Origin of the sequence: Acinetobacter uliginosus (assembly GCF_044130295.1) — a bacterium.
Lineage (GTDB): Bacteria > Pseudomonadota > Gammaproteobacteria > Pseudomonadales > Moraxellaceae > Acinetobacter.
Map to the genome: position 1 here is coordinate 12,014 of NZ_JBIQOC010000047.1, position 22,669 is coordinate 34,682.

Sequence of the window (22,669 nt, forward strand, 5' to 3'; positions counted from 1 at the left end):
TACACCTAACTTTTTCAACTAACTACAAATGTGTTGCACTTGGGATTTGAATCTGCGAAATATAAATTTTGACCTTTTATTATTTTAAGTTTATATTCTTTTCAGAAAAAGTTGTTGACAGCAATATTTTTATATGTCTTTGGAGGGGGGGCTGTTGTGAGTCTTGAGATTTCAACTGTTTTAGAACATAAAGAAAACTTGAATAATGCTTTTTTTAAGAAAAAGACACAGGTTAGAGCAATTGAATCTGATTTAAAGATGGTGAATCAGACTATTAAGCTTCTATCGGAAGGTGGCGTTAATGCAGTTACATTAGAGGCAGTAGGTGTGAATGCTGGATACAGTCGCGGTTTAGTTTCTCGGCGCTATGGTTCTAAGGATCAATTACTTGTTCGAGTTTTAAATTATTTGGAAAACTGGTTAAATGAGAAATCTAAAATTGCAACTAATAATAAATATGGTTTAGATGCTATTAATTCATTAATTTTAAGTATTTCAGATGATTTTTATTTGTATCGTGAAAAATATAGAGCATATTTTTGGTTGAGATTTTATGGTTTAGAGCAAAATAAAATTTTAAATGAATGTCTGGTAAGATCTCATAATATGCGTGAGGAAAAAACTATTAAATGGCTTAAAGAAGCATTAGCTCTAGAGGAATTATCAAGAAATGTAGATATTGAAATGGTACATGATTTTATTAAAACATCATTGATGGGTTTAGTTCATAACTGGATGGTAGATCCTAATTTTAATATTGAAATTAGATTGAAGCAGTTAGTTTATATTCATTTAAAAAATATGTTTTCAAATTCTCATTTTTATCATTCTGTTAATTTTTGGGGTGAATAATATTATGCAATTTACCCAATTAAAATATAGTAGTTTTTTAATTATATTCAGTATTACTGGTTGTCAACAAATAGATCCTTATCAGAAGCCTAAAATTTCTTTATCTCATAATTATCCGATTCAAACTCAGCACTCTTACCAAGCACTTTCTTGGATTGATTATGTCAAAGATCAACAACTTATTAATATTGTCGATCTGGCACTAGTGGCGAATCAGGATTTAAAGATTGCTTCATTACGTATGCATGAAGCACAAGCGGCTTATAACATTCAACGTGCTGAACTTTTTCCGAATATAGGTGGTACTGCGAGCATGGAACGCAGTCATGTGCCTGCCGACTTATCTTATGTCGGTAGAGAAGTGACATCCAGTCAGTATTCTGTGGGTCTTGGCATGAACCAATGGGAGCTGGATTTGTGGGGTCGTATCCGCAGCTTGAATGAAGCGGCTTTGCAGCAATTTCTTGCAGTTGAAAGCAATGTGCGTGCAGCACGCAATAGTATTATGCAGCAAACTGTTCAAAGTTATTTAACGTTATCTGAACTGGATAAACGCATCCATTTTGCTCAGCGCTCTGTACAGAATTATGAAAAATCAGTACGAATTTTTAAGCGCCGTTTTGAGGTGGGTGCAGGCTCTAAAGTGGAATACATGCAAGCAAAAACAATGCTCAGTAATGGTCAAGCTTTAGTGGCTGAATTACAGAAATCCCGTGCACTGACTGCAAACTATTTAGTGCAATTGGTGGGACAGCCGATTTCTTTGCCTAAAACAGATTTAGATCAAGTGACTTTTAAAACAAGTATGCTACAAACGGGTTTGCCTTCAGACTTATTGTTGAACCGTCCTGATATTCATGCTGCGGAAGCAATGCTTAAATCTAAGCATGCCAATATCTATGCGGCACGCGCAGCATTTTTTCCACGTATCGCACTGACGGGCAGTTTTGGAACAGCCAGTGCAGATTTAGACGATTTATTTAAATCTGGCAGCAGTGTTTGGTCGTTTGCTCCTAGTATCAGTGTGCCTATTTTTACTGCGGGTCGTCTAAAAAATAATTTGACCTTAGCAGAAGTGCGTAAAGAGATTGCAGTGGCAGAGTATGAAAAGACGGTACAGAACGCATTCCGTGAAGTCTCTGATGCACTGGTTCAACAGAAATATTTAGATCAACAATTACGGATTCAGAAACAAGGACTCAGTGCTTTCCAGGAAACTGCACGGCTGGCACAACTGCGTTATGACAACGGTGCTGTGGGATATTTAGACGTTTTGGATGCACAGCGCAATTTACTTAGTGCAGAACAGCAATTGATTGAAACGCAAAGTAGCTTAATGCAGTCCTATGTCAGTCTTTATTTTGCCTTGGGTGGTGACACCGCATTTGCAAAAAAAATTTAAAATATTGGGTAATTAAACATGAATTTTAAGAAAATAACCATTGCTGGGTTCATCGTTGTTTTAGGGTTGGTCGCTTATCTGATCTGGAAAAATATGAATAAGCCAGACACTGATGCCTTAGTCAGTGGCAATGGACGTATTGAAGCCACTGAAATTAACGTATCTAGTAAGCTATCTGGCCAGTTAGAAGAAATTTTGGTTAAAGAAGGTGACTTTGTCGAGCCTGGTCAAATCTTGGCGCGGGTTAAAATTTCGACTTTAGAAGCCCAGTTACGTGAATTGGAAGCACAACAGCGTCAAGCCCAGGATGCGATTGCGACAGCGGAAGCACAAGTGGCGATGCGGATCAGCGAAAAAGCCGCCGCTGAAGCCATGGTACAACAGCGTGAAACAGAACTGATGGCGGCTAAAAATCGTTTAGCGCGTACCGAAGTTTTAGCCAAAGAAGGCGCATCGTCCAAGCAACAACTGGATGATGAACGTGCCGCAGCACAGCAAGCCATTGCGGTATTAAGCGCAGCCAAAGCACAGGTACAAAGTGCCCAAGGGGCAATTGTTGCGTCTAAAAGCCAAGTGTCAGCCGCACATTCTCAAGTCGATGCCATCAAAGCCTCGGTGGAACGGATTAAATTTGATATGGATGATGCACAGTTACGTGCACCATTAAAAGCACGTGTTCAGTTCCGTGTCGCGCAGCCGGGTGAGTTGGTGGCAGCGGGCGGGCGTGTGCTCAATCTGATTGATTTATCTGATGTGTATATGACGTTCTTTTTGCCTGAAACCGTTGCAGGTAAAATTGCTATTGGAACAGAAGTACGTATTGTATTGGATGCTGCGAAAAATGTGGTGATTCCAGCTACAGTGTCTTTTGTTGCCGATACTGCACAGTTCACACCAAAATCGGTGGAAACGGAAAGCGAACGTCAAAAACTGATGTTCCGTGTTAAAGCGAAAATTGATCCAACTTTATTGAACAAATATATCGAACAAGTCAAAACAGGTTTGCCAGGTGTGGCATATATCAAAATTGATGATCAGGCAGCTTGGCCGACATTTTTAGAGAACACAGTTAAATGATGACACAACAATCTGAAAAAGGATCGGTTGTTGCAGAAATTGAAAATGTTAGTCTGAAATATGGAAAAACGGTTGCACTGAATCAAGTGTCGCTATCCTTACCAGCAGGCTGCATGATCGGTTTAATCGGTCCAGATGGGGTGGGGAAATCCAGTCTATTGGCTTTGCTGTCAGGGGCGAAAATTGTACAGCAAGGTCGCTTAAAGGTGTTGGGCGGTGATATTGCCGATAAACAACACCGTACCCGTGTTTGCCCACATATTGCCTATATGCCGCAGGGTTTAGGGAAAAACCTATATAAAACTTTATCGGTTGAAGAGAATTTACAGTTTGTGGCACGTCTGTTTGGGCATGATGCTGCCGAGCGACGCAAACGGATTGATGATCTGACCAAAAGCACAGGCTTGTACAATTTTCTCGACCGTCCTGCGGGTAAATTATCGGGTGGGATGAAGCAGAAATTAAGTCTGTGCTGTTCTTTGATTCATGATCCCGATTTTCTGATTTTAGATGAGCCGACCACAGGGGTTGACCCTTTGGCACGGGCGCAATTTTGGGAACTGATTAACCGCATTCGCAAAGTTCGTCCACAGATGAGTGTTATTGTTGCTACTGCTTATATGGATGAAGCACAAGGCTTTGACTGGCTGGCGATGATGGATGATGGGCAGATTTTAAAAACTGGCACACCACAAGAATTATTGACTGAAACGCAATGTAACAGTTTAGAAGATGCTTTTATTCAACTATTGCCAGAAGAAAAAAAGCTCGGCTATGAGCCTGTGGTGATTCCGCCTTTACCTGACTACGGTTCAGAAAGCTATGCTCTTGAAGCGCAAGATTTAACAGTGAAATTTGGTGATTTTACTGCGGTAGATCATGTTAATTTTAAAATTAAGCGTGGTGAAATATTTGGTTTCTTAGGCTCGAATGGTTGTGGTAAATCCACCACCATGAAAGTGCTGACGGGACTTTTAGAAGCCTCAGAAGGTCAGGCGTGGCTGTTTGGTGAGCCTGTAGAGGGCAACAATATTGAAACTCGTCGCCGTGTCGGCTATATGTCGCAGGCATTTTCCCTATACAGCGAGCTGACCATTGTGCAGAATTTGGTCTTACATGCCAAATTATTTCATGTACCAAAAGAACAGATTGAGCCACGTGTACAGCTCATGCTGGAGCGTTTTGACCTGGAAGAAGTCAAAGAAAAACTGCCCGATGATTTGCCTTTGGGCGTGCGTCAGCGTTTATCACTCGCAGTGGCACTGGTGCATAATCCTGAAATTTTAATTCTGGATGAACCAACATCTGGGGTTGACCCGATTGCGCGTGATAATTTCTGGCGCTATTTAATCAATTTGTCGCGTAATGATGGGGTCACGATCTTTATTTCAACTCATTTTATGAACGAAGCGTTGCGCTGTGACCGAATGTCAATGATGCACGCTGGACGAGTGCTTGACAGTGCGTCACCAGCACAGCTGATAAAAAACCGCCATGCTGAAACACTTGAAGAAGCTTTTATCGGTTATTTGATTGATGCTGGTGCAGGCACTAAAGATCAGCCCAATGATTTGGCGAAAAGTATTGCTGAAACAAATGGCAGTAAAGAACTGAATGCCAAGCCAAAAAAATTCAGTTTGCGCCGGTTATTGAGTGTTGCCTGGCGTGAATCTTTGGAGTTGGCGCGTGATCCGATTCGCGCCACCATGGCTTTAATGGGGTCATTAATTTTACTGCTGGTCATGGGCTACGGCATCACCATGGATGTTGAAGACCTCAAATTCGCTGTGTTGGATCGTGACCAAACGAGCTTAAGTCAAAACTACAGCATGAGTATTGCAGGGTCGCGTTATTTTATCGAACAGCCAGCGCTGCAAAGCTATGATGATATTGATCAGCGTATGCGTAGTGGGGATATTTCCTTGGCGATAGAAATTCCGCCAAATTTTGCTCGTGATGTTGCTCGTGGTGAACAGGTGCAAGTCGCTGCGTGGATTGATGGTGCGATGCCACAGCGTGCAGAAACTGTGCAAGGTTATGTGCAGGGGATTCACACGTATTGGCTGATGCAAAAAGCATTGGAACAAAGTGGTTATAAAACATCTAGTACTGTGAGTGTTGAAACTCGTTACCGCTATAACCCAGATATTAAAAGTTTACCTGCGATGACCCCCGCAGTATTGCCTTTATTATTACTGTTGATTCCTGCCATGTTGACTGCTTTATCTGTGGTGCGAGAAAAAGAATTAGGTTCGATTGTGAATTTGTATGTCACACCAGTGACGCGGACAGAATTTTTAATTGGTAAACAGATTCCATATATCTTGTTGGCAATGTTGAACTATTTCCTTATGTGTTTGGTCATGGTTACTTTATTTGATGTACCTGTAAAAGGTAGCTTCTTTGCTCTGACCTTAGCTTCTTTTTTGTTTGTAATTTTTGCCACAGGTATGGGCCTATTGGCATCTACTATTACCAAAAGCCAGATTGCTTCAATGTTTTTAGTCATGATTGGGACTTTGATACCAGTTATGCAGTTTGCTGGAATTATCAATCCTGTATCGTCTTTGGATGGGTTTGGACGCTGGTTTGGGGAAATTTATCCGGCAACGCATATGGTCAATATCAGTCGTGGAATTTTTAATAAAGGTTTGGGCTTTGATGATTTGAAACAGGCCATTTGGATCATGGCCATGGCTGTTCCGGTAGTAATGTTTGCTGCTATTGCCTTGCTGAAGAAACAGGAGCAATAAGATGTTCACAAAATTACAGAATATCTACCAGCTCGGCTGTAAAGAGCTTTGGAGTCTCTGGCGCGATCCAATCATGTTGGTGTTAATTATTTACACCTTTACTGTATCAGTTTACACATCATCAACTGCTGTAAAAGAAACATTGAATATGGCGCCGATTGCGATTATTGATGAGGATCATTCAACTTTGTCGGAACGGATTTCTTCAGCCTTTTATCCGCCTAATTTTATCAGTAAAACCACCACGCTTGGCACGATGGATGCAGGCATGGACGCAGGTGAATTTACCTTTGCGGTCAATATTCCGAGTAATTTCCAGTCGGATGTACTGTCGGGTGATGCAGCAGAAATTCAGGTTAATGTGGATGCAACCCGAATGACCCAAGCCATGTCTGGCGCAGGTTATATTCAGCAGATCATTCAATCTGAAGTAAATGAATATGTACTTCGCAATCGTGAAATTAGCCAGCTACCGATAGATTTGGCGATACGCTCCCGTTTTAATCCAACACTGGAAAATCAATGGTTTATGAGTGTCATGCGGATTATTAATAACGTGGCAATGCTTTCAATTATTCTGACTGGTGCAGCGCTGATTCGTGAACGTGAGCATGGCACCATTGAACATTTGATGGTGATGCCAGTAACGGTATTTGAAATCATGATGTCCAAAGTCTGGTCAATGAGTCTTGTGGTATTGATCGCAGTATTTGTTGGCTTAAAAGTCGTGATTCAGGGTGTATTGCATGTCCCGATTGATGGTAGTTTGCCGCTCTTTTTCTTTGGCGCCTTACTCACACTGTTTGCAACCACTTCGATGGGTATTTATATGGCAACCGTTTCAAAATCTATGCCGCAGTTTGGTTTGTTAATGATGCTGGTACTAATTCCAATGCAAATGCTGTCAGGCGGATCTACTCCACGCGAAAGCATGCCGGAAATTGTGCAGCAGGTCATGATGATTGCCCCAACTACACACTTCGTCTCTTTGGCTCAGGCCATTTTATACCGTAATGCAGGATTCGATGTGGTGTGGCCATCATTTGTATGGTTGTTAGGTATTGCGTCAGTGTTTTTTTATGTGTCTTGGAAGCGCTTTAAAGACACGATTCATACCATGGCGTAAAGGGTTTCCCTTTTGCAGGCAGATGACTCCCCGAATAGTCTGCCTGCTTTTTTTTTATTCTTTGATAATAATTCAATGGCGCAAGATTTAAATAAATGTCATTGAATAGCATAATTTTTTTGAAATTTATAGGGGAATGTAGTGCTTCAAATTCTCTCTGAACTATGTGGCGGTGTCGGTCTATTTTTAATTGGTATGACGTTACTGACTGATAGCCTTAAAGAAATTGCAGGTCAGACCTTGAAGGAGTTACTGACAAGGTTTACGGCAACGCCGTTTAAAGCCATGCTGTCAGGTTTGGGTATGACATTGCTGGTGCATTCATCTACAGCAACAATTGTCGCCGCCATTGGTTTTGTCGGAGCAGGGGTACTCAGTTTCACGCAAGCCATGAGTGTGGTGATTGGTGCCAATATCGGCACAACCAGTACTGGTTGGATTGTGGCATTTTTGGGCATGAAATTTTCCATTTCCATGTTGGCATTACCGATGATTGCTTTAGGCGCTCTGCTTAAACTCATCGCTAAAGGCCAAATGGCCTTATTGGGCCTTGTGATTGCAGGCTTTGGTCTGATTTTCTTTGGCATCGATGTTTTGCAAAAAGCCATGGCGGGGTTTGCTGTACACTCAGATTTATCCTTTTTTGGTTATGACAGCTTGTGGTCACAATTGGTTTTGGTGCTGATCGGCATCATTATGGCAATGCTGCTGCAGTCCTCTAGTGCATCTATTACAGCGACTATGGCTGCCTTAGTCAGTGGTGCGATTGACTTGCCGCAGGCGCTATATATGGTGATTGGGCAAAATATTGGTGCAGTCAGCATTACCGTGATTTCGGTGATTGGCGCTTCGATCAATGCCAAACGAACAGTTGCTGTGAACGTGATTTTTAATCTCGTGAGTGCGATTGCTGCATTTTTCCTGTTAGCACCGTTTTTTCTTTGGTTGATTAAACACAGTGCATTTTTCAGCAGCATTGATCAAGTGATTATGCTCGCGATGTTTCATACAGCATTCAGTGTGTTGGGGGCATGTATGTTTATGCCAAGTCTGAAATTTTTAGAACAGAAAATTATCCAATGGTTGCCAAGTAATAATCCTGCCATTTTAGACAGTCTGGATGATGCAAGTTTGCAAGTACCTGCCATTGCAGTACAGGCCGCGGAAAAGGCGGTATATTTCAGCATATTTGAGATTTTTAAAATTCTACAAATGGTTTTTCAGACCGGTACATTACCTAGACATCAACAGTTGAATACGCTGAATGAGATTATTCAGCATATTGAGCAGTATTTAGAAAAAATAGCGATTCCTGAGCATCCTGCACTCAAACAAAAATTCTTATCATTACTGCGAGTAATGGTCTATGTACGTGTCTTACATAATGATTTAGAGCGTTTAGATAATGCCATATTGCTACGAACACAGCCGGCAATTTTTCAGTTAGCACTAGATTATTGCAATATTTTAGAAAGTTACTTTTCACATATAGAACAGTTAGCAGATCGGTCAGTCATTGAAAATCTTAGAGCCGATTTAAATCAGTTAAAAAAATGGACCAGTAGCCATCGTGCCGAAACGCGTAAAAAAGTCATGGAATATACCGAAGTAAATCAATTAAGCGCATCCAAAGGGGTGGAATTATTAGCTGCACAGCGTTGGATGGATCGCTTAATTGCACATAGCTATCGTTTCTCTAACGTGATGTATGAGCGTCTTTTAGAGGAGTCTTGATGAATGTGGTTCATCGCATTTTTTATCCAGCTGTGTTGAGGCTAAGAAATTGAATACTGTATTACTAGATTTGTCCTTTCAAGAATTATTGAGAGTCATGGTATCTGCATTAGGCTGCGGTTTATTAATCGGTTTAGAACGGGAAAGGCATAATCGTAAAGAAAGTGAACCCAGTTTTGCCGGACTGCGTTCATTTACCATTTGCGCCTTGCTTGGGGCAGTATGTTTTTTACTACATCTTGCAGTAGGTATCTTAGGTGCATTTTCAGTCACGACTTTTTGTGTTTATAGCCTGATTAAACAAAAACAGGATATTGGTGCGACCACTGAACTGGCATTTTTGATGACCTATTTGATTGGTGCATTATGTGTGTTTAATGTGCCGCTTGCTGCAGGGTTAGCGGTAGTGTTGTGTCTGATTTTAATGGGCAAGCAGTCATTGCATTATTTTGCTGGCAATTGGATTCAGCATTTTGAACTGCGTGACGGTTTGTTTTTACTGGCACTGATTTTAATTGCCTTGCCACTGATGCCGGATCAGGCAATGTGGGGCACAGTACTCAATCCATATGTGATTCTAAAACTGCTGATCATGATTTTAGGCGTACAGTCCTTGGCACATATTGCTAAACGTCTCTTGCCAAACAATAAAGCCTTGATGTTGTCATCTTTGGCATCCGGTTTTGTTTCTAGCACCGCAACTATTGCCAGTTTGGGCATGGAAGTCCGTTCAGGCAAAGCAGAAGCCAAATCTAATGCTGGTGCAGGCTTAATTTCCTGTATTGCGACCCTGTTACAGCTGCTGATTATTGTCGCAGGGATTAATTTTGCTTGGTTTAAGGTTTTATTGTTGCCTTGCAGTATTGGCATTGCAGTGCTTTTGATCATTGCCTTGATGTTAATTCATTCATCCAAAGCGACGATGGGTCAACAGGCTACACCACAAAATGATATTACGCATATGGACAGTCGGATGTTCAGCATTAAGGAAGCCTTGATCATTGTGGTAACACTGACAGTGATTCAAGCAGCGGTATATGGCTTGAATGTAGTGTTGGGTGATAGCGGTTTGATTATTGGGGCATTCTTCGCTTCTTTATTTGAAGTGCATGCCGCCATGGCAACGGTGGTGATGCAAGGAACACCACAGCAGATGACGTTGGTCTACGCTATGATGATTGGTTTGGCTGCACATGCATTTTCTAAAAGCATCAATGCATTTTTAACTGGTGGCGGGAAATATTTTCTATATTTTGCCCCCGCACAAATGCTGCATATGGCGATTTTAATGGCGGTACTTTGGATGGTTATTCAGTAAATTTAGGATTTATTTTCAATATTTTAGAATGATATTTAAGTTTTTGTTTTGTAATTCTATTTATTTTTAGCCAACTAAAAATGGCATTGCTTTTAAGAAATATGGGTAGTATATGAATTCCGTAGTTACACAAGCCTCCCCCCCGGTATATGGTCAAGTTGAGCGATATATTAATCGCGAGTTGTCAATTTTAGATTTTAATTTACGTGTCTTAGAACAAGCGGTCGATCCTTTAAATCCACTCTTAGAAAAATTGAATTTTTTATTAATTTTTTCTAGAAATTTAGATGAGTTTTTTGAAATTCGTGTTGCAACTATGTTGGAACATTTTGTTCAAGAGCGAGACATACAAACGGCTGATGGTTTATCCCCACAAGAAATTTTACATCAAATTTCGGAGACAGCACATGCTGCGATTGAACGCCAATATCAAATTTTAAATGAGCAAATTTTTCCGCAGTTAAGAGAAGAAGGCATCAGCTTTTTAAGACGTGGAGAGTTAACTCAAGCACAATCTAATTGGGTCAAAAAATATTTTCAGGAACAGGTTGCACCAGCCTTAACACCAATAAGTTTAGATCCTGCGCATCCCTTTCCACGCTTGGTCAACAAATCACTTAATTTCATTGTGACTTTGGAAGGTAAGGATGCCTTTGGCCGTCAGATCGATTTGGCAGTGGTTCCTGCACCACGTTCATTGCCACGTGTGGTGCGTTTGCCAGATGAGTTGACCGAAGGCAAAGAGCATCATGTGATGCTCTCTTCAATTATTCATACTCATGTGTCTGATTTATTTCCGGGAATGACGGCAACGGGTTGCTATCAATTTAGAGTAACCCGAAATGCAGATTTAACGTTAACTGAAGATGTTGAAGACTTAGCGGAAGCCTTAAAAGACGAACTCAGTTCACGCCGTTTTGGTCGGGCAGTACGTTTGGAGGTCAATAAAAATTGTCCAACACATATTTATGAATACTTACTCAAAGAATTCGATTTGGATACGCATCAATTGTATCGTGTCGACGGGCCTGTTAATTTGGCTCGATTGGTCTCGGATTTTAAACGCCCATATTTACGCTATGAGCCACATACTCCTGTGATTCCAAAAATACTGAAAAAATCTGCAAATATTTTCAGTGCGATGCAGAAACAAGATATTTTATTGCATCATCCTTTTGAATCATTTTCCCCTGTAATTCGATTATTACGTGAAGCCGCGCAAGATCCGCATGTTTTGGCCATTAAACAGACCTTGTACCGTAGCGGTGCAAATTCAGAAATTGTGCAAATTTTGGCTGAGGCGGCAAGAAATGGTAAAGAAGTCACCGCAGTGATTGAATTACGGGCACGGTTTGATGAAGAGTCCAATATCGCTGTTGCCAATGTTTTACAGGAAGCGGGTGCCGTGGTGGTATATGGCATTGTCGGCTATAAAACTCATGCCAAAATGATTTTGGTGGTACGCCGAGAAAATCAAAAACTGGTGCGCTACGCACATTTAGGTACAGGAAATTATCATGCTGGCAATGCCAAAATTTACACTGATTACGGTTTATTAACGACCAATCAAGATTTGTGTGAAGATGTACATCGTATTTTTCAAGAATTAACCGGTATGGGCAAAATGGTGAAGTTAAAGAAACTTCTACATGCACCATTTACTTTGCATAGTCAGTTGATGAATTTTATTGAAAACGAGATTGTGCTTGCGAAAGCAGGGAAACCGGCAAAAATTATCATTAAGGTCAATGCACTAACCGAAGTTCAATTGATTAATAAATTATACGAAGCTTCTCAAGCTGGTGTGCAAATAGAATTAATCATTCGTTCTATTTGTTGTTTACGTCCAGGCCTAATTGGCTTATCAGAAAATATTCGTGTTCGCTCAATTGTAGGGCGTTTTCTTGAGCATACTCGTGTCTATTATTTTTACAATAATGGTGATACACGTGTGTATTGTTCTAGTGCTGACTGGATGGAGCGTAATTTATTTAAACGTGTTGAAGTGTGCTTTCCTATTGAAAATACTAGACTCAAAAAAAGAATTTATCAGCAAGGGTTAGAAAATTATTTAATGGATAATCAACAAGCATGGCTATTACAAAGTGATGGTAGTTGGAAGCGTAACTCATGCATAGAAAATGAAAAGCCACATAATGCGCAGCACTTTTTGTTAAGCGTTATAAAGTAAATGCTTAACTTAAAGTTAACTCTTTTTAGGCCTATTCAACAACATTTAAGAAATTATGATCTTTCGATACAGGTGGAATGCCACTAATTTTAAAGTAGCAAGCACTTTGCCACCTTTTGTCAAATAAAGTTATAGGCAGATATAATATTTTAAGTTGTTGGATGGTCATTGTTTTTTGATTTAACACATTTAAATAGGATAAACATTTTTGGGTACTTTATATTTTGATCAAGTCTTACCTGTCCAGATGCCGAAGTTGATCTTTTTGCCTTGGTAAAAATATTTCATTTGGCTTATTTTATTTCATAGCGAATGAGTACGATGAAACAATAATGACATAATTTGAATATATCTAAATTATGTCGGTTTTCATTTGATCTAAATTTTTTAAATTCTTTTCATATCATTATATGAAAAATTTCTGTATTAGCTGATAGTAATACGGTAGAGAATAATTAAAAAACTGCTGATTAAAATGATAAGAGTAAAGGGAATTAAAAATTTATTAGATGTGAGCTTCATTTTTTCATTTTCCTATCACAAGATGCTGTTTTATATATTATAATTATACTATAAGTTATGTTGAAAATAACAAAAAATATGTAATTTTTTAACATGATTTTAAAAATTTAACTGAAATTGATAAGGGTTATTTTCGATTTTTATTTTCTCAATTTGATGAAAAAATATGAACCAATTTTCATAAAAGGTAGTATAGATTTAACTCTTAAAAAAGCAATTTTTGATATTGTTAAATTAATTTTGTTATATTTGAAAATTAGATGGTATTGAATTTGGATGGAGAGAATTCTTACTACTTCTAATTATCTTGATATTAAGTGTAAAACCAATACTTATAGGTTTTACACTTATATAGATTCTAAATCTAAATTATTTTACTGATTAAATCTTAGATCATCCCAATAACATGGCACTACAATCAAATTGTTCTCATGTAACCGTGACCATAATCGGGCACCTAAATCCCGCTGCATATTTTGGATTGTGAAATTGGAAATCAGCAGTGTAGATTTCATATTGTCATAACGACTATATAAAACCTTATGCACCATCTCCAGGCGTTTTTCATGTCGGTCATGCAGGCCATATTCATCTATCACCAATAAATCAAAACTGGAGAAATGCTCGATAACTTCCTTTTCAGAGCGTGAAGCATCTGACCAGGTGTCCATCATTTTTTGAGCAATTTCTGCACTGGTATAGTAGCGTGCAGATTTTGTACTGTTATGCAGAATGTTGCGAATGATTGACGCACTCAGATGAGTCTTTCCTGTACCTGGTGTACCAATGAGCAGCAGGTTTGGATAATGGTCAGAAATAATTTGCTGTGCAAAAGCCTGACATAGTTTTATGGCATTGTCTTGAGCAGGACATGCAACTACATAATTCTTGAAGCCACGGTCCAGGTAGCGTTTATTGAGCCCTGAGTTTTTGATTTTCTGTTGCAGCAACCGTTGTTGCAGCTCATCTGCATAGGCTGCATGTGAGCGATGGACCATTTCTTTTGCACACAATTTGCAAAGCCTGTGACCGGCGATTTCCATCAGGGGTATATGATGGGTAGGGCAGAGTGCTTCTGTTGTTTCTGCGCGAAACTGGAGCGTTTTAAGCATGGTATTCATGATTGTTCTCCTAAATCCATTTTGAATTTTCTAAAAAACTCTCATTTTTTTCTTCAAAATTTGAAGATGAAGATGAAGATGAAGATGAAGATGAAGGGCATGGTTCAAGCATGACTTGAGTAATACTCGGGCTCTTCTCAGGAGCTGCTTGAGCATTTACTTTTCGTTGCTTGGCTGATGCTTGAGCATTAGTTGCGGATTTTCCCCAACGTGCTTGAGCTGCATTTTTAGCTTTATCAGATTTCATTTGCTGATTTTGCAATGCCTGGCTTTTTAAACTGGTTAAAAAACTTGAATGAATTTGCTCAGATTCGATTTCAAACAATTCCAGGGCTATTAGCGTATTCAACAAAGTTTTAGCCTTGGTATGTTGCGATAATTTTGTGATGCTACATACCGTAGCTAGGTCATGAGGAATAGCACCGTTTTTCCAGAAATCCATCATTAACAGCAGTGCCGCACCAATTTGTTCTGCTGTCATTCGTGCAAATTTCGCCTGTAGGTCGCCAATATAGAGTGGCATCCAAATTGAAATATGTTTATGCATGTGTTCACCTTTTTTATAGGTATAGAGGGCTAAGGTCATCAATCAGATGACCTTGTATATTTATTTGATCAGGGAGCTAAGCTCATTAACCGGAGGCGAGCCTGTTGGGCTAGGTCATCGTAATGGGCTTGTCCATCATCCAGCAGTCGCTGTAGCCACAGTCTTAACGCCTGGTGATCATCGAAGCATTTGTTGATCTCCAGCAAAAACGCCAGATTGTGCAGTTTGGGAATGTGTAGCTCATGGATTAATTCACGAGCGACCGTATCCGCTTCAGGACTGACGACCACACCACCAAAGAAAGCTTTACTATTCATGTGCAAGCTCCTCTGTATTTAGTTTTTCCAGCATGGCTTCAAATGCACTGCCATCACGACGGGTAACATTGGGGATGTAACGGCTATAGACCCGGAATAGCATTTCAGTCGTTGAATGTCCCAATTGACGTGCGATCCATTCCGGATTCTCTCCTGCCGACAGCCAGAGCGTTGCTGCTGTATGACGTGTTTGGTAGGCTCTTCTAGGCTTTAATCCTAGAAAGCGCAAGATCGGATGCCAGACACGTTTATTCACCAAACGGTAATCGAGAGGTCCACCATCACGATTGCAGAAAACAAACTCTGATTTACCATTATTTAAGCTTTTCTGTTGCAGAAAGGCTTGGTAAACGCGGTCACTCATCTGGATTGTGCGGTCAGAACCATAGGTTTTGGTTCCACCCAGTTCCCCATTCACCAAGGCTTCACGAATATGGATTTCCCGACGTTGCAAGTCCACATTTTTCCATTGCAACCCATCAATTTCACTGGTGCGCATACCTGTGAAAAACCGAACAGTGTAATAAGGCTTAAAATCATCACGAACTGTGGCCAAGATTGCATGTACTTCCTTTAATGAAAAAGGCGTGACTTCAATTTTCCCTTGCTTTAAGTTCTTGATATTCTTATAAGGACTGTCAAAGTCATATCGTTCGGCAGCACTATCGAGTATCATACGAAGTGCTATCATAATCTGGTTGATTCTTGATGGTGAAAGGCATTCTTGGTTTTTCCCGTGAGTCACTTTGGCGAGGGATGAACGGAATCCAAGAATGTCTGACTTTTTGATATTAATAACCGGAATTGTGCCAAAAAAAGGAATTAAGTACTTTCTGATCACAATTTGAATTTTTTCCTTGTAGCTTGTACGCCATTCTATTTCTTTATCAGTGAACCAGATTTCACAGAACTTAGAAAATAGAGGTGTTTTTGAGCTGATTTCATTTACTCTGTTTTCTGCATTTTTGATTTCTTTCAAACGAGAACTTTTTGGAAAGTATTTAGCATAGTCAAAAATACCCAATAAGATTTCTGCCTCCATTCGTTCAATCGCTTTTTCAAGCTTTTTTCGATTTTGAGCATTGTCTTCAAGAGCGGTGGTTTCACGGCAACGGATACTTAAGTATCGAAAATCGACACATAACTTACCGTATCTAGTACGAATAGCAGCCATAATTATGTTCTCCTTACAGAAGTTGTAGGCTGTGTAGCGAGCCTAAAGTTGTTTTAGTCATATCTTCTTCAATACGCTCCCATACATATAAAATTTTGCGACCACCAAAAGGGCGAATGTAATGAATGCCTTCGATCAAAACGCTATCTTTTAACTGATTACGGATAGTACGTTCGTTATAATGGATTCGTTCCGCCAATTCTTTTGTAGTAATATAAGTAAGATTCATGTTTGTATCCTTTTATAAAGTATCACAATGGTGTTATTTAAGACCACAATGCGATAATAAATGCATTTAAGACACTATGCAAGTACTTTATTACACAATGGTGGTAATTAATGATAGTTTGTAACTTGCCAGTGCTTTTGGCAGAGCGAAGAATGAAAGTTGCGGATGTAGTTCGAGCGACTGGAATGAGTAAGACAACATTGCATAAGTTATATAATGGTCAATCGACTCGAATAGATTTTGAGACCTTAGAAAAATTGTGTGTATTACTTAATGTTGAAGTGGGTGATTTATTAAAATTTAAGAAAAATGAAGAGCAGAATGATTGATTAAAATTGAGTTTTTTGATCATAAGTAAATGTTTTAACTATGTATTTTTGGTGACCAAATTTGGTCACCATCAAAATAAAGCAAATAAAAAAATACTAAAATAGATGGAAAAAAGGGAAGTCAAGTGTATGGGGAAGGTGTTCTGATTATCTATACTGAAATTGATTAAAAAAATACCAGAATAGCGAATGAATTGATTCGTATATGATAAAGGGAAGGCACGTTTAGGGCACTTTTGGTCACGCAGCGAGCTTATACAATACTTTTTCTAAAATTTTTAGAGCTTCTTCCAAAGCTGGAACATATAGGTTTTAGAAAAAATATTATTAATAATCAACAAGAAAAAAGCCCCCATCTTTCGATGAGGGCTTTTTGAATCTGGAGCGGGAAAGGAGACTCGAACTCCCGACCCCAACCTTGGCAATGTTCACCGACATAAATTACATTAAATATATTAAAAGTACATTAAAATAAATACATATAAAACAAATACTTAATTCCTTAATATTTAATGGTGTAATTTAAAGTAGGGTAGGGTAAGAAGAAGTTGGTCACTTTAATATGCATTAAAATTCAACAATAATAACCAACATAAAATATGCTTCTATTTTTTATTATTTTTATTTTTTACTATTTGATAAAAATTATTTAGCTGCTGAGGAGTCCTGAATTTGGTAAGCAGCAATAGTCAAACAAATTGACCTAGATTCTTGGTAAGCGTCCGCTGAGCCCCATCGCTATTTTTTAATTTGAGTTGGGTTTCCATCGGTGTGGCAGTAATTCTTCTATTTGGGTCACTTTCAGTGTCGGCAGCCTTTTCAGCACATCACTTAAATAGGCATAGGGATCTAGCCTATTCAGTTTTACTGACTGGATTAAAGGCATGATGTTCGCCGCTCGCTGACCAATGCGCAGTGAGCCAGCAACCAGCCAGTTCTTACGTCCCAACGCCCAGGGGCGCATTTGGTTCTCCACCCCTTGCGAAGCAGTGCTTCTTGTATCAGTAACCCACCGTTGATTAGGCTGCGTTGGATTAAATCGGTGGCTACTCAACAGTCGCTCTTTACGAAGTCTCGCACATCATAACGCAATAACTTTGTCAGGTTTTCTGAATCTTAAATCCATAATATTGGGTCTTATGTTTAGATATGGCTATTAAGCCACAAAATAATGGAGTTATAAAATGTGTCGGTTGATCGGTAAGAAGGTGCTTTATTGGCCTGATTAGATCCTATTAGATTAAAGAAGTCTAATTAGACATTTAAAATCTAATGGAATCTATTGCAATGAACCAATCGTTGCTGCTTAATTGAGATGACTATCATCAAGATTTCCCCAGTCAAAATGATAAGCTACCATAGCAGTTATCAGACTCAACGTATTTACGGGTTCTAATTATTTGTAAATATCTGAAAGTCTGGATGCAATTTTTTCCAATGTTCTCTTAGTTTTTCTTTATGAGCGGAAATCATAGGTAAGTCTAGTAATAGCGCTGGCCATACTGACCGTGCTTTGTCCATGATCTCGTGAAGTTGTTTTTCAATTACACGCCATGGAACACCGACTTTTTCTGCCCATTGTTCAAAGTGTTTCATCTCAACTAAATACCAATCTTTATTTTTGGCAAGATTCAATGCGAAGTGACGCTCATTTTCAATATATACACTGGTCATCAATATATCGTATGCGGGAGATAATCTTGGTATTCTTTTATCGTGATAAATCATACTCCAGTTCTTTAAGTGTGCATCTCCATTGGCGAGTAAAATATTTATGAGTAAACGGCTGGCAAATTGCTGAATATCAATAATTTTGTTATCTGAATACTGGTAAATGATCTTGCCTATCTGCTCATAATTTGTGGTGCTGTATTTCTGATGTGGATATGCACCAAAGATCTGAGCAAAATCTTCAATATGAATAAGCTCTGTAGTGTTAGCAGTACTCTGTCTATCGAATCTCTTAATTGCAAAAGCATATTGCTCTTGGGGTAAATTTAATGGTGGAAGGTCTTGTAATAGTGCCATATCCACCAAGCAAATCTCAGGGACATCTATTCCGACCATTTTGGCAAGGGTCATCATAGAATATTCATTCAGCGGAACAAAAGCATGTCTGGAGGAAGGAGTTTTGATAATCCAATCCCCGAGTAGACTGGATTCTGTTGCCTGCGCTAATGTAAAACGCCCGTCTTTGGCTTTCATGGAAAACTTCATTTGGACGCCGGCTAAGGAAAACTTATTATCTGTTCGAATCTCTTGTTTTAAGATCTGATCTGGATTCGAGATCTGAAGCTTGAATTTTATTTCATCTGGGATTTCTTCTGAATCTAATGGGGTCGCAATGAGTGCTCCAGGTAAGTCATGACCTAAAGCTGCCAATAACTGAAATTCATTGTCTATATGGATTTTGAGGCTTTGTGCAATCAGTTCGCGTAATGCGCCTTCTGGTAACAAGTTTGATAGCAAGGGGTGTAAGCGCTGATGTGTAACATAGGTCTTTTCTAAAATCTTATCTGCTTGAGGATACAAGGGGGAAGTAAGCAGGCTCAAGGTCGGGCGTTGCTGATCAAATCGGAAAGAATCCGTAAAAACCAGAATACTTTTTCCGCTCTGAAATCCTGCCAAGTATCCAACGACAGCGTGATGTAATGTTAATTCCAGGACGGCAACAGTATTCATGGTTCCTCTCCTCCGAGAAGACCCTTCCATGGGTTAGTCATTAAGTCATCCTGATCTTCAATAGTGACTTTAATTTCATCATTCAATAATTGTCTGATCAAATGAACCTTATCATCAGGGATGAGCATCAGTTGAGCATTTAATCCTGCCGCTATAATTTCTAAGGTCTCTAATCGAGGGTTGCCCTGACTTTCCAGTTTTTGGTACTGCTGTCTTGAAATGCCTGTACGTGATTGCATATCAACTTGCTTTAAGCCCAATTGGGTTCGTCTTTTTTTGATTTGCTGAAGTAAAGACTTATTCATTGTAGATACATTTATTGCTTTTAGGTCCTGTAAGAAACATATTAGTTTCTTTTTTTTTGAAAAGCAATTTATGATTTTATCATTTCGATCTGTAAAACAGCCCTAGCTACGTAGTGATCTGAAATGACTCTGAAAATACAGTTAAAATTTGCATTCGGACCCGCATCCTTTGTGATGGCCAGTTATTTTGATGCCAAGGAGACCCACCCATTTAGAATTTTAAAAGCGGCTTTACGTTTAATTATCTTATGGATTGAAAATTGGGTTAGTGTCAATATATCGAAAATTATAAAACGATATTATTGTGTGATTGTTCTACAATATAGCCTAGAGCTTTATAACTTTTACTCCTTCTCTGGAACATTTTGACAAATATTGGATGGTTAACATCAACATAATCATATACCTGAACTTCAAATTTACCTTCATTTGATCTATGAATACGCCCAACATATTGAGCCAAAGTGCCTTTCCATGAAATCGGAAATGCCAAGAACAAGGTATCTAAACGAGGAAGATCAAAACCTTCACCAATGTATTTTCCCGTGGCAATCACAACATGAGCATCATCTAAACTTTGTTTTTCTTTTATGTTTTTTGTATGGCTCATACCTCCCTGTAAAATAGATGTTTTATACCCTAAATCATTCAACTTATTTCTAAGACTTTCGGCATGTTTTCTACGTTCAGTTAAAATTAACGGGATCTGACCATTTTGAATACAATGAGAGACATCTTTAATAATGGCATTATTACGTTCTGTATCTTCAGTAAGATGTTGCATCAGCTTTGAAATATGTGGTTTATTTTCGGTACCAAAGAAAATTTCTGGGAATTTACCTTCATAATTTACTTTTATTAATACTTTCTTAAGCTGGGTATGATTGTTGGATTTCGCTTTGTATACAATAGAACCAGCTTGCATGAAAATAATGGGTTGATGCCCATCTTGACGTTCTGGTGTAGCTGTTAACCCGAGAATGTAGTAAGGACTGACTTCACTGAGAAGAAATTCATAGCTTGGTGCAGATAAATGGTGGCATTCATCTACGATAATTTGTCCATAGTTAAAGGCGATAGGTTTGATTGAATTATTTACACGGTTGATTAGACTTTGATATGTTGCAATGTCAATTTGATTAGACGGTTTGGCCTTTCCACCTTGTATTGTACCAATTTCGACATCGGCTAAAAATGAATGTAATCGTTCTTTCCATTGAGAAACAAGTTCTTTGTTATGAACAATAATGAGTGTATTTGTTTGGCGTTTGGCAATGATAGAGATTGCAGTAACAGTTTTTCCAAAAGCCGTTGGTGCATGTAGAATTCCAACATCGTGTTCAATGATTTTTTTACATGCCATTTCCTGTTCAGAGGATAATTCGGTAAGTAGATTTATATTGACTAATATGTTGCCTTTAGTACGTTGATCTTTTATTTTAATTTCAATATCTTGTTGATTAAGCAAGTGAATTGTCTCTGTTAGACATCCTCGTGGTAAACTGAGATATTGTCCTTCAAGGCGGGCACAGCATATGTGTCTTGGAATTCCTGTCGTTGAAAAACGCATTGCTTGTGCTTTAAAAAAACGAGGGTTGGAGAAAGTGGCTAATCTTTTTAATTGCGCTATCAATTGAGAGGGTAATGTCTGAATTGGAATGTGAATCATATTTGCGAATACCAATTCAATAGCATCTGGACATCCCGCGATCTTTTGATTTTTTTTAGGAATATTTTTTACCCATGGAACCTCATGGTCAACATCTGTTTGATTTTGTTCGATGAAGTTGTACCCTAGTTCATTCACAATATTATTAACTTCAGAAGAACTCATTAATTCAGTTTGTTGTAAAACAGTCCATGGATCAGTAAAGACATCAAAGTTACTGTCAATAAAGCTACTATTTCCTAGCGCTCTTGCATGCTTTTGTAAGGGTAATGCTATTAAATTTCCAAATCCGCCTGCTGGCATGTGATCTTGATTTGGAAACATACGATCATAAGATTCAAAATCTAGAGCTGGATAAAGTTCCATGGCCTTATCCAGAATACCTGCACCCATTAAGCGAGCTTGCTTAGCTGCAATTGGTTCAGAGAAAAATATCCAAACATGTGCGCCATTACCTGAACGAGAGCGCTCAACCAAAAATGGTATATTTAGAGATAGGCACGCTTCAGAAAATGCAGTTACACAATTTTGCCAATCTGATTTATCAAAATCTACTGCGAGTAACCTACATTGATCTGTTGCTAATAGTGGGTAAATGCCTATAACTTTCTGTCCAGTTAAATGAGAATAAAGAACTTCTGGTGTGATGGGTAATAGTTGACGGCTTTTACAGTCCGAACATTTAATTTGAGGTTTGTAACAAATGCCATGTTTCCACTCATTTGCACAAGCAACAGAATAACCAGATTTTCCACTGCTATTTTCCCAACGATAAGCAAAGGTATCAGTTCGTCCAATAAACCTTTGAGAAAATAATAAAAGTCTTTCTTCTGCTGATAAATAATTCTTATTTTTTTCTTCAAGCGATATAAGTTTTTCTTTTTCTTGATAAAGGCTTTGATATTCATTTTGTAATAATGTGATTTGGTCTAAAATTTGCTGTAATCTGACAGCAATTTCTTTTAACTTATTATTCACTGATTTTTCCTAAAACACTGCTATTACTGTCCTAATATCAAATCTTAAATTAAAGAGTTACAATATAATAAATCAATTAGTTTTCAAAATATTATACAAAATTATTTATATGCATTAATTTCTTTAAAGTTTAGCCCGAAGACCTTCCAGCAATTGTAAAACAGAGGCCAATCCCTGAGGGTTCTGAATCTGTTGTATTGGAATGCCACTCATCAATTTATTGGGTGATTTCATAAAATGCTACATCCAGGCTGTATCCCCACTTGTCAGAGCATCCAGTGATGTGGTAATGCGGATTAAAATGAGGGCGATTTCTCCCTGTTTTGAAGTGGGACCAGCTTAA

17 protein-coding genes and 2 pseudogenes are annotated in these 22,669 nt (G+C 38.7%); 9 read left to right on the forward strand and 10 right to left on the reverse strand.

The window, feature by feature from the left end:
- The first annotated feature begins 156 nt into the window (after positions 1 to 156).
- The 8 genes from ACE01T_RS09960 to ppk1 all read left to right on the forward strand — a co-directional run bounded on the left by ACE01T_RS09960 (position 157) and on the right by ppk1 (position 12,453).
- Positions 157 to 852, forward strand: coding sequence for a TetR/AcrR family transcriptional regulator (locus tag ACE01T_RS09960; protein WP_121594234.1), 696 nt, complete (start codon positions 157 to 159; stop codon positions 850 to 852).
- Positions 853 to 856: 4 nt separating this feature from the next.
- Positions 857 to 2,254 (forward strand): efflux transporter outer membrane subunit, encoded by a 1,398-nt coding sequence (locus ACE01T_RS09965; protein ID WP_004907105.1) that lies wholly within the window; start codon positions 857 to 859, stop codon positions 2,252 to 2,254.
- An 18-nt stretch (positions 2,255 to 2,272) separates the two neighbouring features.
- On the forward strand, positions 2,273 to 3,331 hold the full coding sequence (locus ACE01T_RS09970; protein ID WP_004907097.1) for an HlyD family secretion protein: 1,059 nt from the start codon (positions 2,273 to 2,275) through the stop codon (positions 3,329 to 3,331).
- The gene (gene rbbA / locus ACE01T_RS09975) at positions 3,328 to 6,084 is read left to right on the forward strand and encodes a ribosome-associated ATPase/putative transporter RbbA (RefSeq protein ID WP_004907095.1); all 2,757 of its coding nucleotides are present in this window, start codon (positions 3,328 to 3,330) and stop codon (positions 6,082 to 6,084) included. Before ACE01T_RS09970 ends, rbbA begins: the two co-directional genes overlap by 4 nt.
- 1 nt (position 6,085) lies before the next feature.
- Positions 6,086 to 7,210: an ABC transporter permease gene (locus ACE01T_RS09980; protein ID WP_395519197.1), complete on the forward strand. Its 1,125-nt coding sequence runs from the start codon at positions 6,086 to 6,088 to the stop codon at positions 7,208 to 7,210.
- Positions 7,211 to 7,351: 141 nt separating this feature from the next.
- Positions 7,352 to 8,944, forward strand: a complete 1,593-nt coding sequence (locus ACE01T_RS09985; RefSeq protein WP_004985732.1) for a Na/Pi cotransporter family protein — start codon at positions 7,352 to 7,354, stop codon at positions 8,942 to 8,944.
- 49 nt (positions 8,945 to 8,993) lie between these two features.
- Entirely contained in the window at positions 8,994 to 10,262 is a 1,269-nt protein-coding gene (locus tag ACE01T_RS09990) for an MgtC/SapB family protein (protein WP_004907087.1), read from the forward strand.
- A 112-nt stretch (positions 10,263 to 10,374) separates the two neighbouring features.
- Positions 10,375 to 12,453 carry a polyphosphate kinase 1 gene (ppk1, locus tag ACE01T_RS09995; RefSeq protein ID WP_004907085.1) on the forward strand — a complete coding sequence of 693 codons (2,079 nt, stop codon included), beginning with the start codon at positions 10,375 to 10,377 and terminating at the stop codon, positions 12,451 to 12,453.
- 896 nt (positions 12,454 to 13,349) lie between these two features.
- On the opposite strand, the gene ACE01T_RS10000 is transcribed toward ppk1, so the two are convergent.
- The 5 genes from ACE01T_RS10000 to ACE01T_RS10020 form a co-directional block, all read right to left on the reverse strand.
- Positions 13,350 to 14,096 carry an ATP-binding protein gene (locus ACE01T_RS10000; protein ID WP_004985725.1) on the reverse strand — a complete coding sequence of 249 codons (747 nt, stop codon included), beginning with the start codon at positions 14,094 to 14,096 and terminating at the stop codon, positions 13,350 to 13,352.
- A 10-nt stretch (positions 14,097 to 14,106) separates the two neighbouring features.
- Positions 14,107 to 14,643, reverse strand: a complete 537-nt coding sequence (locus tag ACE01T_RS10005) for a DUF1376 domain-containing protein (RefSeq protein ID WP_026039984.1) — start codon at positions 14,641 to 14,643, stop codon at positions 14,107 to 14,109.
- Between the two features lie 68 nt (positions 14,644 to 14,711).
- Positions 14,712 to 14,960 (reverse strand): hypothetical protein, encoded by a 249-nt coding sequence (locus ACE01T_RS10010; protein WP_004985719.1) that lies wholly within the window; start codon positions 14,958 to 14,960, stop codon positions 14,712 to 14,714.
- Entirely contained in the window at positions 14,953 to 16,134 is a 1,182-nt protein-coding gene (locus tag ACE01T_RS10015; RefSeq protein WP_004985718.1) for a site-specific integrase, read from the reverse strand. Before ACE01T_RS10015 ends, ACE01T_RS10010 begins: the two co-directional genes overlap by 8 nt.
- Positions 16,135 to 16,147: 13 nt before the next feature.
- Complete coding sequence (locus ACE01T_RS10020) at positions 16,148 to 16,363, reverse strand: hypothetical protein (protein WP_004985715.1); 216 nt, start codon at positions 16,361 to 16,363, stop codon at positions 16,148 to 16,150.
- A gap of 110 nt (positions 16,364 to 16,473) precedes the next feature.
- On the opposite strand from ACE01T_RS10020, the gene ACE01T_RS10025 reads away from it, so the two are divergent.
- Complete coding sequence (locus tag ACE01T_RS10025; RefSeq protein WP_010588955.1) at positions 16,474 to 16,692, forward strand: helix-turn-helix domain-containing protein; 219 nt, start codon at positions 16,474 to 16,476, stop codon at positions 16,690 to 16,692.
- Positions 16,693 to 17,437: 745 nt separating this feature from the next.
- On the opposite strand, the pseudogene ACE01T_RS10030 reads toward ACE01T_RS10025, so the two are convergent.
- From ACE01T_RS10030 to ACE01T_RS10050, 5 genes and pseudogenes are all read right to left on the reverse strand, one after another.
- A pseudogene (locus tag ACE01T_RS10030) lies at positions 17,438 to 17,668 on the reverse strand (transposase domain-containing protein); the annotation flags it as partial.
- A 416-nt stretch (positions 17,669 to 18,084) separates the two neighbouring features.
- Complete coding sequence (locus ACE01T_RS10035; RefSeq protein WP_395519198.1) at positions 18,085 to 19,374, reverse strand: type II toxin-antitoxin system HipA family toxin; 1,290 nt, start codon at positions 19,372 to 19,374, stop codon at positions 18,085 to 18,087.
- Entirely contained in the window at positions 19,371 to 19,679 is a 309-nt protein-coding gene (locus tag ACE01T_RS10040) for a helix-turn-helix transcriptional regulator (protein WP_004282130.1), read from the reverse strand. The genes ACE01T_RS10035 and ACE01T_RS10040 overlap by 4 nt, the downstream gene beginning before the upstream one ends.
- Before the next feature lie 286 nt (positions 19,680 to 19,965).
- Positions 19,966 to 22,326, reverse strand: coding sequence for a TOTE conflict system archaeo-eukaryotic primase domain-containing protein (locus ACE01T_RS10045; RefSeq protein ID WP_395519199.1), 2,361 nt, complete (start codon positions 22,324 to 22,326; stop codon positions 19,966 to 19,968).
- A gap of 123 nt (positions 22,327 to 22,449) precedes the next feature.
- Positions 22,450 to 22,659: pseudogene (locus ACE01T_RS10050) on the reverse strand (antitoxin Xre/MbcA/ParS toxin-binding domain-containing protein); the annotation flags it as partial.
- Positions 22,660 to 22,669 lie beyond the last annotated feature (10 nt).